14 protein-coding genes and 1 other annotated feature are annotated in these 17,248 nt (G+C 49.1%); of the genes, 10 read left to right on the plus strand and 4 right to left on the minus strand.

The genetic code is table 11. The features are described from left to right. Positions 1 to 280: 280 nt before the first annotated feature. Positions 281 to 583 (minus strand): type II toxin-antitoxin system RelE/ParE family toxin, encoded by a 303-nt coding sequence (locus H8730_RS10510; RefSeq protein ID WP_249289811.1) that lies wholly within the window; start codon positions 581 to 583, stop codon positions 281 to 283. Then, entirely contained in the window at positions 576 to 839 is a 264-nt protein-coding gene (locus H8730_RS10515; protein WP_249289812.1) for a type II toxin-antitoxin system prevent-host-death family antitoxin, read from the minus strand. Before H8730_RS10515 ends, H8730_RS10510 begins: the two co-directional genes overlap by 8 nt. A 363-nt stretch (positions 840 to 1,202) precedes the next feature. Beyond that, positions 1,203 to 1,454, plus strand: a binding site (T-box leader). A gap of 200 nt (positions 1,455 to 1,654) precedes the next feature. Here H8730_RS10515 and leuA point away from each other — a divergent pair. Beyond that, positions 1,655 to 3,307: a 2-isopropylmalate synthase gene (leuA, locus tag H8730_RS10520; RefSeq protein ID WP_177720267.1), complete on the plus strand. Its 1,653-nt coding sequence runs from the start codon at positions 1,655 to 1,657 to the stop codon at positions 3,305 to 3,307. A gap of 131 nt (positions 3,308 to 3,438) precedes the next feature. On the opposite strand, the gene H8730_RS10525 is transcribed toward leuA, so the two are convergent. Further along, positions 3,439 to 4,782 carry a D-alanyl-D-alanine carboxypeptidase family protein gene (locus tag H8730_RS10525; protein ID WP_177720268.1) on the minus strand — a complete coding sequence of 448 codons (1,344 nt, stop codon included), beginning with the start codon at positions 4,780 to 4,782 and terminating at the stop codon, positions 3,439 to 3,441. Positions 4,783 to 4,973: 191 nt separating this feature from the next. Here H8730_RS10525 and H8730_RS10530 point away from each other — a divergent pair, with 191 nt between their 5' ends. The 6 genes from H8730_RS10530 (at position 4,974) to holA (ending at position 12,275) form a co-directional block, all read left to right on the plus strand. Further along, positions 4,974 to 5,603 (plus strand): helix-hairpin-helix domain-containing protein, encoded by a 630-nt coding sequence (locus H8730_RS10530; RefSeq protein ID WP_177720269.1) that lies wholly within the window; start codon positions 4,974 to 4,976, stop codon positions 5,601 to 5,603. Positions 5,604 to 5,622: 19 nt separating this feature from the next. Beyond that, positions 5,623 to 6,306, plus strand: coding sequence for a response regulator transcription factor (locus tag H8730_RS10535; RefSeq protein ID WP_177720270.1), 684 nt, complete (start codon positions 5,623 to 5,625; stop codon positions 6,304 to 6,306). A gap of 11 nt (positions 6,307 to 6,317) precedes the next feature. Continuing rightward, the gene (locus tag H8730_RS10540) at positions 6,318 to 7,748 is read left to right on the plus strand and encodes a sensor histidine kinase (protein WP_249289813.1); all 1,431 of its coding nucleotides are present in this window, start codon (positions 6,318 to 6,320) and stop codon (positions 7,746 to 7,748) included. Next, positions 7,745 to 8,887 carry a GerMN domain-containing protein gene (locus H8730_RS10545; protein WP_249289814.1) on the plus strand — a complete coding sequence of 381 codons (1,143 nt, stop codon included), beginning with the start codon at positions 7,745 to 7,747 and terminating at the stop codon, positions 8,885 to 8,887. The genes H8730_RS10540 and H8730_RS10545 overlap by 4 nt, the downstream gene beginning before the upstream one ends. Positions 8,888 to 8,955: 68 nt before the next feature. Then, positions 8,956 to 11,295 carry a DNA internalization-related competence protein ComEC/Rec2 gene (locus H8730_RS10550; protein ID WP_249289815.1) on the plus strand — a complete coding sequence of 780 codons (2,340 nt, stop codon included), beginning with the start codon at positions 8,956 to 8,958 and terminating at the stop codon, positions 11,293 to 11,295. Continuing rightward, positions 11,283 to 12,275, plus strand: a complete 993-nt coding sequence (gene holA / locus H8730_RS10555) for a DNA polymerase III subunit delta (protein ID WP_177719871.1) — start codon at positions 11,283 to 11,285, stop codon at positions 12,273 to 12,275. The genes H8730_RS10550 and holA overlap by 13 nt, the downstream gene beginning before the upstream one ends. A gap of 84 nt (positions 12,276 to 12,359) precedes the next feature. Here holA and rpsT read toward each other — a convergent pair whose 3' ends face one another. Further along, entirely contained in the window at positions 12,360 to 12,623 is a 264-nt protein-coding gene (rpsT, locus tag H8730_RS10560; RefSeq protein WP_177720413.1) for a 30S ribosomal protein S20, read from the minus strand. 216 nt (positions 12,624 to 12,839) lie between these two features. Between rpsT and gpr the strand changes: the two genes are divergently transcribed. The 3 genes from gpr to lepA all read left to right on the plus strand — a co-directional run bounded on the left by gpr (position 12,840) and on the right by lepA (position 17,157). Beyond that, a complete protein-coding gene (gene gpr, locus H8730_RS10565) occupies positions 12,840 to 13,847 on the plus strand; it encodes a GPR endopeptidase (protein WP_249289816.1) in 1,008 nt (335 codons plus the stop codon). A gap of 77 nt (positions 13,848 to 13,924) precedes the next feature. Continuing rightward, entirely contained in the window at positions 13,925 to 15,202 is a 1,278-nt protein-coding gene (locus H8730_RS10570) for a stage II sporulation protein P (protein ID WP_177720412.1), read from the plus strand. Positions 15,203 to 15,348: 146 nt separating this feature from the next. Next, complete coding sequence (gene lepA, locus H8730_RS10575; RefSeq protein WP_177720410.1) at positions 15,349 to 17,157, plus strand: translation elongation factor 4; 1,809 nt, start codon at positions 15,349 to 15,351, stop codon at positions 17,155 to 17,157. The last annotated feature ends 91 nt before the right edge of the window (positions 17,158 to 17,248 follow it).

Genomic DNA, 17,248 nt, shown 5'->3' on the forward strand with positions numbered 1-17,248 from the left:
CCCTTTTTTACAGTTTGCAATCCCTTTTCCTCTTTTTCTGTCTCTGTTTCCACTTATTTCTGCCTCTTTTTTAGCTTTCCCAGGCTTATTTCCACTACGTTTCTCATAGTAACTCCATCTCTGTTTCCTCTGTGGGACTTACTTTGGGAATTTACGAACCATTTGTAGAGATGTCAAACATGGGTTAAACCGGATAGGGAGAAAACGATCCCCTCTTTCCTTTTCAACGAAAAACTGCCCGTTTTGGACAGTCTTTCCCATATTTACCCTTTATTCAATTTTAGAAATTGCTCGGCGTATACCGTACTGTAACGATATGCACTTCTTTATTTTTCTTCATCAAACGGTAAATAATACAATAATTTTTGACAAATAACCGACGGTAATTTCCGCCTGCATAAGCTCCAACGCGGCGAATTGCGCCGCGTTCCGGTGACTGCTCAAGACTGAAAATCGCTTCTTCTAATTCATCAACCATAGTCAAAGCGGTGTCAGGTTCTAAGAGAGTTCCGGCAATATAAGTATAAATATCGTCTAAATCTCGATAAGCGCGTGTATAGAGCTTTACAACATATTTATCCAAAGTGTTTCCTCCGTAAAGAGGAAAGAGCTTCTCTGGCATCCAGTAAAACGCCGTCAGCAACGTATTCCTGTTCAGCTTCACTGATTGCAGCGTCTGTCCTCGCTGTTTCTATCATTTCCTCGTATGTTTCAATACTCATAACAACTAAATCGCCGTAGCCATTCTTCGTAATAAAAAGCGGTTCGCGCTTTGCATGGCAAAGCTCGGAAATTTCGGTAGTATTTCTAAGGTCTGTAATCGGTCTAATCTGCGGCATGTTATACACCCCCTTTCATGTACATTATTATAACAGTATTATGCACAAAACACAAGGTGATTATACAAAATACTGCCGTATCAAACAGTCTCCTTTCTCAGCCAGTTGCACGAAAAATCCACGCCAGCAGATGTGGCTTGGGATTGTGGTATACATAATCCGATGCTCGCTATCCCTATAGACAATGCTGCAAGGTTATTTTTCTGGGCAATCGTTTTTCTTCTGGTTTTGGTCAGAATTTTCTCCTCATCTGGTTTCGTCCATGTATTGTATTACGACAGCCAGCAGCAAAATTCAATAAAATTGCTATTGACAATTGAGGATAGCTGTGGTAGAGTATAGCTATCAATTGAATCGTAGTTGGATAACACTTGGAGAAGGAAGAGTAGGCTTTTCGAATTCTTGCAGAGAGCTGTCGGGTGGTGGAAGACAGTAGAAGATGAGAGCTGAACTGGCCTTGGAGTGGCTGGCTGAAGTTGCAAGTAGGCCCAGACGGAGAGTCAACCGTTAAGATGACAGGATATCGGCGTTTGCCCGTATCTGATGAGAGTTTTTCTTTTGAGGAAGACTAAGAAGAGTGGTACCACGGAAGGATATCGGCCTTTCGTCTCTTAGGGATAAGAGACGAAGGGCTTTTTTTATCCGTGAAGGAAAAGAACTGTAAAAAGCCCGCAAAAAGCGTCCGCCGTGAGGCGGACATAGTTTGGAAGGTCGCGAAGCGAACTTTTATATATGCGCGTCTCTGTTGATGCAGCAAGGACTTAAAAAGCGTTACCTCCAATCCGCGATTCAAAAATAGTAAAGGAGAGATTGTTATGAACTATCAAAAGTATAGACCCTACCCGCCCATGGCGATGCCCGACCGCAAATGGCCCAACCGCCAGATTACGGAGGCGCCCATTTGGTGTAGCGTAGATCTGCGCGATGGCAATCAAGCGCTGGAAGTGCCCATGACATTCCAGCAGAAGTTAGATTTCTTTACATTTTTGGTGAAGACAGGATTTAAGGAGATCGAGGTTGGATTTCCAGCGGCCTCCGATACGGAGTATAATTTCTGTAGAGCTCTGATTGAGCAGAAGCTGATTCCGGATGACGTAACGATTCAAGTATTGACCCAGTCGAGAGAGCATATTATCCGAAAGACTTTCGAGGCGCTTCGCGGCGTAAAAAATGCGATTGTTCACCTGTACAACTCAACCTCAACACTACAGCGCGACGTGGTATTTCAGATGTCGAAGGAGGAGGTCACACAGCTGGCGGTGGACGGAGCGGTAATGATTCAGGACTTGGCGAGGGAATACGGTGCTGAGAATTATCATTTTGAGTATTCGCCCGAGAGCTTTACCGGCACGGAGATGGAGTATGCAGTGGAGATCTGTAATGCTGTGTTGGATGTGTGGAAGCCGACTCCGGAGAAGAAGGTCATCATCAATCTTCCGTCTACCGTGGAGATGGCCACGCCGAATGTGTACGCAGATCAGATTGAATATGTCTGCGAGCATATTCACGATCGCGACAGCGTTATTATAAGTCTGCACGCCCACAATGACAGGGGCTGCGCGGTTGCCTCGTCAGAACTGGGACTTATGGCAGGAGCGGACCGCGTGGAAGGAACGCTGTTTGGAAACGGGGAGCGAACGGGCAATGCGGATATCATGAATATTGCCATGAATATGTTTAGTCAGGGAATTGATCCAAAGCTAAACTTTGACAATATTGAAGAGGTGGTGCAGATGTATGAAAAAAGTACAGGACTTTTTGTGCACCCGCGGCATCCGTATGCAGGTAAATTAGTGTATACTGCGTTTTCTGGGTCTCACCAGGACGCGATTAAGAAAGGAATGGCGCGTGGTAAAGAGCATCCCGAGTATTGGGAGGTCCCGTATCTGCCCATTGACCCAGCTGATGTGGGGAGGAGCTACGACCCAATCATCCGGATTAACAGCCAATCTGGAAAGGGCGGAGTCGCCTATATCCTGGAACAAAACTTTGGTCTCATTCTTCCCAAAAATCTTCAAAAGGACTTTGGCCCTATGGTCACGAAGGTGTCCGATACGAACAACAAAGAACTGCTGCCCCAGGAACTGTACGATTTGTTTATGAAAGAGTATGTCAACCGTACGGAACCGTTAAAACTTCTTCACTATTCAGAAGCCATTCGAGGGACTGATCAATCTTCCATTGAAGCGGAGATGCTGTACAGCGGACGAAATGTTACCATACACGGGGAAGGTAACGGAATTATCAGCGCATTCTGTAAAGCAATTGAGGGGCTGCTTGGAATCGACGTTGAAGTCGTAAATTATTCGGAACATTCTCTTGAATATGGTTCAAAGTCCAGGGCGATCACCTATATTCAGATGCGCTGTGATGGAAAGGACTACTATGGAGCGGGAATCAGCTCCAACATTACAAAATCGTCTTTGCGCGCCATCGTAACGGCGATCAACAAAATTCTCAAAGCGTAATGCATCCTACAAAAGGGAGGGCTCACATTGCGGTAGGCGATGTGAACCCTCCCTTTTGTTTCCTAGATTAAAAAATTATAAAAAACGGTGTTTATCCGGCTAATATCGACGATACTATAAGTGTAGAAGATTTAGTAAAACCGTCTCCGTTTCCGTCGTCTCCGCCGCAGAGCGGGGAGGATCAGAAGCGACAAGGTGAGAAGGAATAGACTGATAAAAATGATGTTCCAGTACCAGGGGAAGATACCGGGGATCGACGATTCATGATTTTGAGCTGATGAAGGGGCGGTTGCCGGATGCGATTCAATCGACACGGGACGGACCGGTTCCCTGAGGTAGCAGGGGATTTCAGCGATCAGCTGTCCATTCAAGTGATAGGAGACGCTGCCGAGAGATTCGTCCACATCGCCTGGCGCGATGATATAGTCCGGCAGAGACACGGAGATATCGAAAGGAGGCAGGGAGTCGTCGGCCGTATCATTGGATACGGCGTATTGGAATCGGTCATCCGCGACAATATCGGCATATCCAATCTTTTCTGTACAAGCGCAATCGTTATAGACAGGAACCCGTTCAATCAATGTATCGGTGAGAGAATACTCGACACTGCGGTAGTGGGAATATCCGTATTCAAATAGATTTTTCGTGTTGAGGTACTGCTGTGTGGTGGGACAGCATAGGGACACAGCGATGAGGGTCAGCCCATCCTTGCGGGCGAAGGATACAAGCGTGTTGTCCGCTTCCGTCGTATACCCGGTTTTTCCACCTAGGCAATATTCATAATAGAGAGAAGTACCCTGGCGGGTTAACTTGTGTTTTCGGTAGAAATAGCGGGATTCGTTGCACAGATTCGTGGGAGGGATCTCGTAAAACATTTCCCCGATCAGTTCTTGAAAGTAGGGAAGCTTCCACGCCTCTTTGGAGATGAGAGCAAGGTCATACGCGGTGGTATAGTGGTCATCGCTGTGAAGCCCGTGTGCGTTGACGAAGTGCGTGTCAGTGGCGCCGATCTCCTCTGCGCGGGCGTTCATCATATCCACAAAGGCGTCAAGGGAGCCCGCGACATGCTCAGCTACCGCGTTTGCCACGTCGTTTGCCGATGCCATCATGAGAGCATGCAGACATTGTTCCATCGTCAGCTCTTCCCCCGGCGTGACGTAGATCGCGGAAGAGCCGGGGACGATATCGAGGGAGCTTTTGGGGGTGACAACGGTTTCATCAAGGGAGCAGTGCTCTAGAGCTAGCATGCAGGTCATGATTTTTGTTGTGCTGGCGGGAAAACAGCGCTCTGCACCGTCCGACTCATACAAGACCTGGCCGGAGTCGGCGTCCATGAGAACCGCTGTGCCACTGGAGACAACCGGAGCTTCATCCGCATGTGCCGGGCACAATGTAGCCAGAAGCAAGAGTGGAATCATAAGTAGACAGGGGATGCGGTGAGGCCGGCGGAAAGAGAATTGAATTGAAAATTTCATAACAAGACTCCTTTCGATGTTCTATTTAGTATAACACTTTTTGGAAAAAAAAGAAAGATCACATTGAAAATCGTTGTAATTTGACGTCAAAGTTCAACCATGGAGACATGTCAATCCGCCAAATTTTGAAAGGCATGGCTGAACTGGAAGGATAGAATCGACGAAATTTTCTGAGAGGAGATGCCAGGAGAGTGGAGGGTATAAAGCACAGGAGACATATAATCTGCGCAGCTATGGCGGTGATTCTCATAGCAGGTCTACTGTATAGGGTTGCCAGATGGAACGAAAATGATACGCTGACAATACAGGAGCCGAATGAAACTCTTGCAGACTCATCCGAGCTCTCATGGAATGAGGCGGCCCAGGAACCGGAGGAGCCGGCAACGGTGGCTGTTCATGTGAGCGGTGCTGTGGCGCACCCGGATCGCGTCTACTTTTTAGCGGTGGGCGCCCGCATTCAAGAGGCGATTGAGATCGCAGGCGGTGCAACGGAGGATGCGGACCTCGCCCAGCTGAACTTGGCTCAGAAGATTGTAGATGGCCAGAAGATTTACGTGCCGAGGCAGGGGGAGGTATTGCAGCAAGTTCCGACAGATGCTGAAAAAATTGGAGAAAATCAACAAAAACCCTTGACCAATATTAATTTAGCATCTAAAATAGAACTGGATGCCTTACCGGGGATCGGAGCCGCGTACGCGCAGAATATTCTGGACTATCGGGAAGAACATGGGGGTTTTACATCCGTAGAAGAGATTATGAAGGTCAAGGGGATAGGCGAAAGCACTTTTGAAAAGATAAAAGACTGTATAACGGTTGAGTGACGGGGAAAGGGATGACGAGATGGCGACAAAAGTATTGGTTGTAGACGATGAGAAATTTATCGTGAAGGGGATCAAGTTCAGCCTCGAACAGGATAGCATGGAGGTGGATGCTGCCTACGATGGGGAGGAAGCGCTGCAGATGATCAGGGAGAAGGAGTATGACATCGTGATTCTGGACGTGATGCTGCCCAAGCTGGACGGTGTTCAGGTATGCCAGCAGGTCCGGGAGTTTTCAACCGTTCCCATCCTGATGTTGACGGCCAAGGGGGAGGATATGGACAAAATCCTGGGGCTAGAGTACGGCGCGGATGATTATATGACCAAGCCCTTTAATATATTGGAGTTAAAAGCGCGGATGAAGGCGATTCTGCGAAGGATGAAATATCATGAGGAGAAGAATTCTCATGTGTTGGAGATGAAGAATCTTAAGATCGATTTTGATAGCCGGAGAGTCTTTATTGAAGGAAAAGAAGCCAACTTAACCGCGAAGGAGTTTGATTTGTTGGAGCTGCTGTCCAACAACGTGGGGAAGGTATACAGCCGGGAAAAGCTGCTGGATGTTGTGTGGGGGTACGATTATCCCGGAGACGTGAGGACGGTGGATGTCCATGTGCGCAGGCTCAGAGAAAAGATCGAACCCAATCCGGCGGACCCATCCTTCATCCACACAAAATGGGGAGTCGGGTATTACTTTAAGGATTGAGGAGGCTCCTCATGAAAGTAAAGTGGTATAAAAAGGTTCGGGTCCAGCTCTCCTTCTGGCTATTGTTGATCTACATGCTGTCCTCCATTATCTTTGTCAACATCTTATATCAATTCCTGGAGCGGTATTGGGTCAATCAAAAGATCACGGAGATAACCCGATATACGAATTTTGTTGCGGGGGACATCTCTCTCGGACAGCTGCAGATGGACTTAAAAGGCGAGGGCACGGAGGAGGCGGTCGAGAACTTTAGCCGTCTATACGGCGAGGCGAGGATCATCGTGTTGAACGAGAAGGCTGTTGTGATGCAGGATTCTTCTCAGACTAAAATTGGCCGCACCATTGTCAATGGGGATGTGCTGAAGGCATTGTCAGGGGAGAGCGTCAAGGTCAGGGATGGCGTTTATATTCGGATTGCGGTCCCCATCACACAGTACGATTCCAATAAAGTTACGGGGATCGTCTACGTGTTCTTTACCATCGATAAGCTTCTGTTGAGCCTGGGGAGCAATCGGGGCATGATCATCTATCTGATGCTTCTTGTGGGCGTCATCGCCTGCATCTTAGGGATGTTTATCATTATGTACTACACGGAACCTTTGTCCTCCATCCAGGCGTGGTTGCACCGGATGGAGGGGGGACACATGGAGGAACAGGTGGACCTTCACAGGCGGGATGATTATGGGGCCATTGTGGAATCGATTCAGGGGATCACCCATGATCTTATGGAGGTCGATGCCTCACGGCAGGAATTCGTGTCCAATGTGTCTCACGAACTCAAGACGCCGCTCAGTTCCATCAAAGTGTTGACTGAATCACTGTTGTTGCAGGATAGTGTGCCGGAAGAGATGTACAAAGAGTTCTTACAGGACATAAATTCGGAGATCGACCGGCAGAGCGCCATCGTAAATGATCTGTTGACTCTGGTTCGCCTTGAGGAGAGTGAAAAGTCTTTGAACATCAAGAAGTTTTCCCTCAATGAACTGGCGGAAGACATTTTGAAGCGCTTGAAGCCGCTGGCGGATCGCCGCAATATTGAACTGCTGCTGGACACAGCGCGGGATGTGACGATCGAGGCGGACGAGATGAAGCTGACTATGGCATTGTCCAATCTCATCGAGAATGGAATCAAATACAACGTCGAAAATGGAAGCGTCACCGTCACGGTGGACTCCGACCACAGAGATGCAAAAATCACGGTCTCCGATACAGGGATTGGGATTGACGAATCGCATTTTTCCAAGTTATTTCACCGCTTTTACCGTGTAGATAAGGCGCGGGACCGTGGGGCAGGCGGAACGGGGCTTGGGCTCGCGATTGTGCGTCAGATCATTTTGCTTCACAAGGGAACCATCGGAGTGAAAAGTAAAGTGGGCGAGGGAACGTCCTTCATTGTTATGCTGCCGCTCCAGCAGGTCATGAGTCAGGAGGCGACAGGATGAGAATTTCAGCACGCGTATTGCGGGGATTTGCGAGAATCGTGTCAGTGACCTTTGCGGTGCCGCTGATACTGTCGGGGTGTGGAAACTCCAATTTGTCGGATGACAGCTCTTCTTTGGAGGAAATGACGTATCTACAGGAAGAAGCGGTGAAGACAAACAGCGTCTTTACATCCGGTGAGTTCACTCTGTATTATACTAACGCGTCCCACACGGCTATCTATGAGACTGTTAAAGACTATGATTTTCAGGGCTGGTCTGCGGAGGCCATTGTTGAACAGGTTTTAGCGGATCTCGTCAATGTGGACTGGGTTGAGACAGATGACAAAAATGTGGAGGCTGTGAGCATCGTCCCCTTCAAACATGTGGAGATGGAGGGAATTCGAGAGGAGACCTATTCTCTGCAGCAATCGAATGCGGAAGGCGGCTTCACTGTCACGGAGGAGCTGCGGGAAGGTGAAATCACCACGACAAAGCACATTCTACAGTTGAAAATGAGTGCAGATTACTCGGAACTGACCCCGAATAAAAACGTTGTGTTTCGGACTGGGCTTGGAAAGGCACTTTTGAGCCTTGGCATATTCGATACGATTGAGCTGTATGTCGAGTCAGACAGAGCGGATGATGGTTCGGAATCCTCAAGCTTGGTCGATACGATCAATCCCTATGATGCGGTGATTTTAAATCAGTATAATCAGGATTTTTATACAGATAAAACGACTGTCAATTTATATTTTATCAGTGAAGACGGAGTGACATTGACGAAAGAAAAGCGGACGTTGACATTGACTTTGACAGATAAGCTGCCTGAGGTGATGGTTCGAGAGTTGATCAAGGGTCCGGAAGAGGAGGGGCTGTCCTCCGCGATTCCGGCGGGCACGGAGATCAATGAGATTATGATCAAGGATAAAGTCTGCTACCTAGATTTGAGTGCAGAATTTCAGAAGAATCAGTCAGGCGGTCCAAGGGAGGAAGCGCTGACAATTTATTCCATCGTCAATTCACTCACAGAGCTGCCCAATATTCAATATGTGCAGTTTTTGATTGATGGACAGAGGGTTGAAACCTATAAAACAGAAGTGAAACTTGGATCTTTTCTCTCCCCGAATGCACTGTATGTCAAAGTCGAGGAGAATGAGTAGGCGTTAGCTTGAAAGATCAAGCTCTACATTTTGATTTTTCAAATTGCTGCGGTGGAATGGAGGGTATCATGAAGCCCACAAGGCCATTGGCATGGTTGACGGTTGTCTTCAGCGTCACGCTGGTGGCAACTCTTTTTTTGGACCGACAAGCTCCCGCTCTGTGGCGGGGGCTTGTCCTTTCTGCAGGTGCTGTCATTCTGGCGGGAGGAAGGGCGCTCTGGAAAAAAAGTGGATTTCCCAATCCATTTCCGATTTTATTGGCCCTGGCAATCCTGACTGGCTACTTAGAAGGCGTGCGGGCGCTGTCCCCCATCGACCCGGAATCCTTGCCAGATGGGGGACAGGTAGAGATGGAAGGGGTGGTTTTGTCTGCACAACCTGCGTCCAGCGGAAAGATGAAGCTTACCCTCGCGCCCGCCTATGTTGTACTCCGGGAATCCCAGGAAAAGCGGCGGACGAAATCCAAAATCATCGCATGGGTGTCAGACAACGCAGAAATCACATCGGGAACGAGGGTTGCGCTGAGGGGAACGCTGTATGAAATCCAGCTGCCGGGGACGCCAGGTGAATTTAATGCCTATCTCTATTATAAAACCAGGGGAATCGCATATACCTGTCAGGCCGCGGTCACCAGGTATCAGGAAACAGACAAGCTCACCCTTCGAGGCTGTATGGACCGGTTGCGGGAGCGGCTGGCGCGTCGAATCAACGGACTCCTTCCGGAGAAGGAAGCGGGTATTGTCAATGCCATGATCTTTGGCGAGGAATCACATATGGATCCGGAAGTGAAAAGGCTATATCAAAATGTAGGCATTGCGCATATCCTGGCCATTTCCGGACTGCATGTTCATATCCTATATTATGCGCTCTATGCGATACTTAGCAAAGGGGTATCTAAGCGAACGGCCACGGGCTTGTGTCTTTCTATACTGTGGGGATATTGTATATTCACTGGGGCAGCGATTTCCACTCTGCGCGCGGTTTTAATGATTACCGTTGACATCAGCGCGTCCATACTATTTCGGCCGAAAGACCCAATCAATGCACTGTGTCTAGCGGCGCTGCTGATTTTGCTGTATCAGCCGCTTTATATATTGGACCCCGGTTTTCAGTTGTCCTTTTCGGCCGTTGCTGGGCTGATGGCGACACCGGCGCTGTTTGACCGCTTGTATTGGGTTCCGAAAAGAATCCGGAAAGGAATACAAGGGTCTTTTGGCGTCACTTTAGCGACAGCGCCGGTCACGCTATACCACTTTTATAAGCTCTCCCCTTATTCTGCGCTGGCCAATCTCTTCGTTGTGCCCACCATGAACCTGGTGGTCATAGGTAGCATCGTCGGTTGCCTCGTCAGCGGGATATCGGAGTTTGCGGCTGAGGTATTGCTAGGAAGCGTTTACTGGATTTTGCGGTCCTATGAGTGGCTCTGTCAATGTATCCTAAAGCTGCCGTTCAGTGTATGGCGGCCTGGACGTCCGGCCATGGGAAAGCTGTTGATCTATTCTTGCATTTTGGCGGCGGGTGTCGTATACTATACCAAAAGACCTTCCACACGACAGCGATACCGCTGTGCGATGGCGGCCACTGTCACCAGCGGAATTCTATTTTTAAGCCTGTGGAGAAATAACGCGACGGTTGCCGCATTCCTCGACGTAGGACAAGGGGATTGTTTTATTTTACAGCAGGGCGATTCCGTCTATGTGGTGGATGGAGGACCGAATTATGACAGTGTGATGAAACCTTACCTCCAATCCAGGGGGATTCGAACCATTGAAGGGATGTTTTTGTCGCACCCAGATTTTGATCATTTGGAGAGCTTGTTGGCACTGGCGAGGGACCCGGACTTTTCGGTGAACGCTTTGTATCTGGCGGATGTAGCGGTGCAAGATACCGAGGCGAGAAAGGAATTGGAGATGGCCGTTGCAGCACAGGATGGCCGGATTCAGCGTATCAGCGCTGGCGACCAGCTGAATGCTGGATCATTGACGGTAGACTGTCTTTGGCCGACAGCGGAGGTGGGAGGAACCGATATCAATGGCAGCTCCCTGGTGCTGAGGCTACAATTTCATAGGTGGAGTCTCTTGCTGACTGGGGACATGGACTTAGCGGCGGAAGAAGCCGTAGTGGACGGCCTATCCCCCTGCACAGTGCTGAAGATCGCACATCACGGGTCGCGAACCGCTTCGGGGTATGAGTTTTTGAAGACAACAGCCCCTTCTCTGGCGGTGATCAGCTGTGAGAGGGGGAATCGGTACGGACACCCCCATGCCGAAGTGCTACAGCGCCTCGACGCTCTGGAAATTCCGTGGCGCGTGACAGAGGATACCGGGTCGATCCTGATAACACTAAAAAAAGGCTGTGTTCAATATCGGGAATACAGAAAGGATTTGGAGTGTATATGGCGGGAATAAAGGAACAGCTTAAGGCGGGAACTTTAGGGCGATTATATTTATTATACGGAGAGGAAGCCTATCTAAAAACGTACTACAGCGAGAGAATTCTTCACCTTCTGTTGACGCCGGAGGATGAAATGATGAACTGCGATGTTTTGGAGGGGAGCAATGCATCGGCGGAGGCCATCATCCAAAGCGGGCAAACCCTTCCCTTTCTGGCGGAGAAGAGGCTGATCCTCGTGCGGGACTCCCAAGCGTTTAAAGGTGGGCGGGAATTTGATCCGCTGCTCAGTTTTTTTGAGCAGATTCCGGAGACAACGGTCTTAGTATTTGTCGAGGAGCAGGTGGATAAGCGGAGTAAGCTATTTAAAGCCATGACAAAATATGGGCATCCGGAGGATTGTTCCCGATTGCAGGGGGATGATTTAGCGCGCTGGACGGTCCGGGAGTTGAAAAAACAGGGAAAAATCATGGATGGAGCGACGGCGCGGTATTTTGTCGAGCTGGTAGGGCAGGATATGAATCAGCTAGCGCAGGAGATGGAAAAGCTCGTATCGCTGAAGGGGATGGAAGTCAATGTAACGGTGGCCGACATTGACTCCATCTGCACGGCATCCCCTCAAAGCAATATCTTTCGCATGACAGATTGCATAGGGAACAGGCAGGCTAAAGAGGCTTTGGCCATCTATAAGAGACTGTGCCAGAACAACGAACCAGCATACCGTATTTTTTACATGATTGCGAGGCAGTTTCGGCTGCTCTATAAAGCTGTAATCTTTGCGCAGGACCATATGCCCCAGGCGCAGATGGCAAAAGTCCTGGGGGTTCCCCCCTTTGCCGTCGGAAACTATGTGGCGCAGGGGAAAAAATTTTCGCCCGCCGTCCTGCGCGAAATTCTGGGCAATCTGTTGGAAACCGATGTCGCGGTCAAAACGGGTGAGCTCAGCGCGGAGGAAGCCGTTGAGCTGACAATTATGCGGTATGCCAGTGGACGGTGATGTCAAGCAGAACGGACCACAACAATAAAACGGCCACCCCTTTTGGGGGTGGCCGTTCAGCGTTCTATCCGGAACGAACAATCATTATGCAATCGTATTGACCAGTTTACTCAGACGGGATACCTTTCGGGATGCATTGTTCTTGTGAAAAACACCCTTGGACTTCGCCTTGTCAATGGTGGAGGTCGCAGCCCGCAGCGCTTCCTTAGCGGCGGCAGCATCGCCGGCAGCAACGGCGGTGGTCACCTTTTTGATCGCGGTTTTAACCTGTGACTTGATCATCTTGTTGCGAAGTGTCTTTTGACGAATAACGGAAATACGTTTTTTTGCAGATTTAATGTTTGCCATGAATATTCCATAACCTCCTGAGACTACATAATTCTATCAGTATATTGGGATTGAATAGAACGGACAACTAAGACACTCATAGTATTATACCCGATAATTGTCGGCTCGTCAATGCATAGAAAGAAAATTTTAGAAAAAAATATAGGATTGGAAACCTAGGTAAATAGCACTGATGAATTGATAAGTCCATGTGTGAATGGCGGAATGGAGGACGGCGTGGAAGAGCAAACAGCTAAGGAATATGTTGGAAATGAACAACGATTTAGTGTGCGGACTGACCTTGCCCTTGAGGCCAGAGAGTTGGTGGGGGATGAGAGGTCGGAGATATCAGGGGTACGGTATTCCGTGCGGAGAGAAGGGGACTATGAGGTTACGATTTCGGTCGTTGAGGTATTGAACGAAGAGGGGGAAAAGGCGATGGGTAAACCAAAGGGGAGGTATGTGACGTTAGAGTGTCCTGAGCTGAAGGAAAACATTCTCGAGGCGCATCAAGAGGTAATGGAGATTTTAACAAGGGAATTGAGGCGTATGATTCCTCTGAAAGACGATACAAAGACACTGGTTATCGGTCTGGGAAATCGACAAGTTACAGCCGATGCCCTAGGGCCGTTGGCTGTATCGGGACTTTTGGTGACGCGCCACCTCTACGCAGTAGCGCCCCATGAGCTGAAGGACCGCATACGGCCTGTAAGTGCCATAGCTCCGGGCGTAATGGGGCAGACGGGTGTTGAAACTGGCGAGCTTGTAGCGGGCTTGACCGACAAGGTAAAACCGGACGTGGTCATTGCCATCGACGCCTTGGCCTCCAGGCGGACGAGCCGTGTCAACACGACGATCCAAATCGCAGACACGGGCATCAATCCCGGCGCCGGGGTTGGAAACTTTCGACAAGAGCTGTCCAGCAAAACACTTGGCGTACCGGTGATTGCCATTGGAGTCCCCACCGTGGTGGATGCGGCCACAATTGTCAGCGATACCATTGAATATTTGCAGGACACCATGAAGGCGCAGGGCGGAATCCAGATGCACATTTTTCAAAATTTCTCTGAACAGGAGAAGTACCAGCTCATCCAGGAGGTGCTAAAGCCGAATATCGGAGACTTGTATGTAACGCCGAAAGATATGGACGCTGTTGCACAGCGGCTGGGAAATGTAATAGCAGGGGCGCTGAACATGGTTCTGCACCATTTGGAACCGGAGGAGTTAAAGGAATATTTATATTGACCGACGCATAGGATGAAGGGAAATACAATCGGCGGAGAGAAACGGACAAGGCCGCACAGAGGGAGTGACGTCGTTCAATGGTGAAAACAACAGTCAATAAGAGAAGATTTCTGCGAATCGCCGTGGTGATGTGTCTCGTGCTGACACTTTTTTCAACCAGCGCAGCTAAGGAAGTAGCTTCCTCAAATACACAAGGCCAGGAGAAGAAAGATACAAATTTTTTAGAAGAAATTATAAAAAGCGCGTTCCCTTTTTTGGATACAAAGTCTTCGCAGGAGCCCATTTGGGAAAGAGTTTCGAAAGAGATCTTAGGTTTTGTGCCGGGGAGGGTTGAGACTTGGGTAGAAGCTGTACTTCCCTGGCAAGAGCAGGTCAAGGAACCTAGAGATGCAGTTCAGGATGTGGCAGAGAATTCAGATATGCAACAGTCCCATGAGGATATGGAGGACGAGGAAGCCTCCACCCCGCCCTTGGAAAATAGCGAGACGGGAGGAGATACACTGCTGGACGTCTTTAAGGGAATCCCGCAGGACGACTATACGACAGTCGTGGATTCATCGGCAGTGGCTCCCGTTGTCGCAAATCTAAAAGAGCAGTATCCGATTAGCAGTCTTCAGGATTTCAATCAATTGGTCAACCTCTATCTGTGTGATTCCGATGAGGTAAAACGGACACCGGAGGATTTAAACGCCGCGGCATTCATGGAAAAGGACTTTACGACGGACCTCTCCGGTGCAGAACCCAAAATTCTGATCTTTCATACCCACGGAACGGAAGGGTACGCGGACATGCCGAAATATGGGATTTTAGAAGTTGGCGATTATTTGGCGCAGATTTTAAATGATAAGTATGGAATTGCCACCATGCACCATAAAGCGGTTTATGATGAGACAGGGGTGACGGGCGCCTATGGGAGGATGACGAAAGGCGTTCAGCCCATTCTGGATGAAAATCCATCAATCGAGATTGCAATCGATATGCACCGCGATGGCATCGGAGGCGATGGCCGCCTTGTCACGACCGTTAACGGAAAGGAGATCGCCAAGGTCATGCTCGTCAATGGCCTTAGTAAACTGCTTCAGGATAACGGAGAGATGGCGCCGATCAGCTATCTTCCCAATCCTTATTTGCAGGATAATTTGGCCTTTAGCTTCCACACTAAGATGGCGGCAGATCTGTTGTACCCCGGATATATGCGGCAGATGTACTTGAAGGCGTATCGATACAGTACGTTCATGTTGCCCAAATCGTTATTGCTCGAGGTGGGGGCGGAGGGCAACACGTTGCAGGAAGCAAAGGACGCCATGGAACCCTTCGCAGAGATCTTGTATACCGTTTTAACTGGAAATGGATAAGATAATTTCTATAAAAAAACGTAGCATTTGACGGCGAAATATGCTATAATAGGATGTTATAATACGTATATGCGCCTACAGCAAACCGCGCAAGGAGAAAATAGACTCCGTTTACACTGCGATCGTAGACAGAGGGGAGAACATTCATGACAGACCAGAAGTACATTCGCAATTTTAGCATTATCGCGCACATCGATCACGGCAAATCCACTTTAGCAGATCGGATTATTCAGAAGACGGGGCTGCTGACAGAGCGGGAGATGCAGGAGCAGGTGCTGGATAATATGGATTTAGAGAGAGAACGCGGGATTACAATCAAAGCTCAGGCTGTTCGACTGGTTTATACGGCAGAGGATGGGCAGGAATATATTTTTAATCTGATCGATACCCCCGGCCATGTGGATTTCAACTATGAGGTTTCCAGAAGCCTGGCGGCCTGTGAGGGAGCTGTGTTAGTTGTCGATGCGGCGCAGGGGATTGAGGCGCAGACGCTGGCCAATGTGTATTTGGCTTTGGAGCATAATCTTGAGATTCTGCCGGTGATCAACAAAATTGACTTGCCCGCTGCCCACCCAGATCTTGTCAAACAGGAAATCGAGGACATCATCGGCTTAGATGCGTCGGAAGCACCTTTGATTTCAGCCAAGACAGGGCTTAATGTGGAGGAGGTTCTCCAAAAAATCGTGGAGCTGATACCACCGCCGAAGGGGGAGTATGACGCGCCCCTGCAGGCGCTAATTTTTGACTCTCTCTACGATTCCTACCGCGGCGTCATCGTCTTTTGCCGCATTATGAGGGGAAGCATACGAAAGGGAACCCGTGCGCTCATGATGGCCAGCGGTCAGGAATATGAGGTTGTCGAAGTGGGATATATGGGAGCCGGCAACTTTATTCCAGCGGAGGAGCTATCGGCCGGAGAAGTGGGATACTTTACGGCTAGTATAAAGGATGTAAGTCACACCCAGGTGGGAGATACGGTTACCGACGCACAGAACCCGGCGAAGGAAGCGCTGCCGGGATATAAAAAGGTTCAATCCATGGTCTTCTGCGGAATGTATCCGGCAGATGGATCGCGATATCAGGATCTGCGGGACGCCCTCGACAAATTGAAGCTTAACGATGCAGCCCTGCAATTTGAGGCGGAGACGTCTACAGCGCTGGGTTTCGGCTTTCGATGCGGATTCTTGGGGCTGCTGCACATGGAAATCATTCAGGAGCGTTTGGAGAGAGAGTTCAACCTAGACCTTGTGACGACAGCCCCCGGTGTAATCTATAGAATTCACAAAACCAATGGCGAGAATCTCGAGCTATCCAACCCCGCGGACATGCCCGATCCCGCCGAGATCGCATCTATGGAGGAACCTATGGTGCAGGCGGAGATTATGGTGCCAACGGAATATATTGGGTCCATCATGGAGCTATGTCAAAATCGGCGCGGCGAATATCAGGGGATGGAGTATATCGAGGATACGCGCGCAATGCTCACATACCATCTACCGCTAAATGAGATTATTTACGATTTCTTTGACGCGTTAAAGTCTAGAAGCAGAGGATACGCTTCTTTTGACTATGACTTGATTGGATATCAGAAATCGGAGCTGGTGCGGCTTGACATTTTAATCAATAAAGAACCGGTAGATGCGCTGAGTTTTATCGTGCATGAATCGAAGGCCTACGAGCGCGGGCGAAAGATAGCGGAGAAGCTTAAGGATGAGATTCCAAGACATCTCTTTGAGATACCGATACAGGCGGCAATCGGAAGCAAGGTCATCGCACGGGAAACCGTCAAGGCCATGCGAAAAGATGTGTTAGCCAAATGTTATGGTGGCGACATAAGCCGAAAACGAAAGCTTTTAGAGAAGCAGAAGGAGGGAAAGAAGCGGATGCGCCAGGTCGGCAACGTGGAAGTCCCACAGGCAGCCTTTATGAGCGTTCTTAAGTTAGATGATGAGTAAGAATTCAAGAAGATCGCCTGCGGGGATCTTCTTTTTTCAGGAATGCCGGGCATAACCTTGCTATGCGCAAAAGCAGCGCAGAAATGGAGTT

Origin of the sequence: Bianquea renquensis, from assembly GCF_014384895.1 — a bacterium.
GTDB classification, from domain to species: Bacteria; Bacillota; Clostridia; order Lachnospirales; family Bianqueaceae; genus Bianquea; species Bianquea renquensis.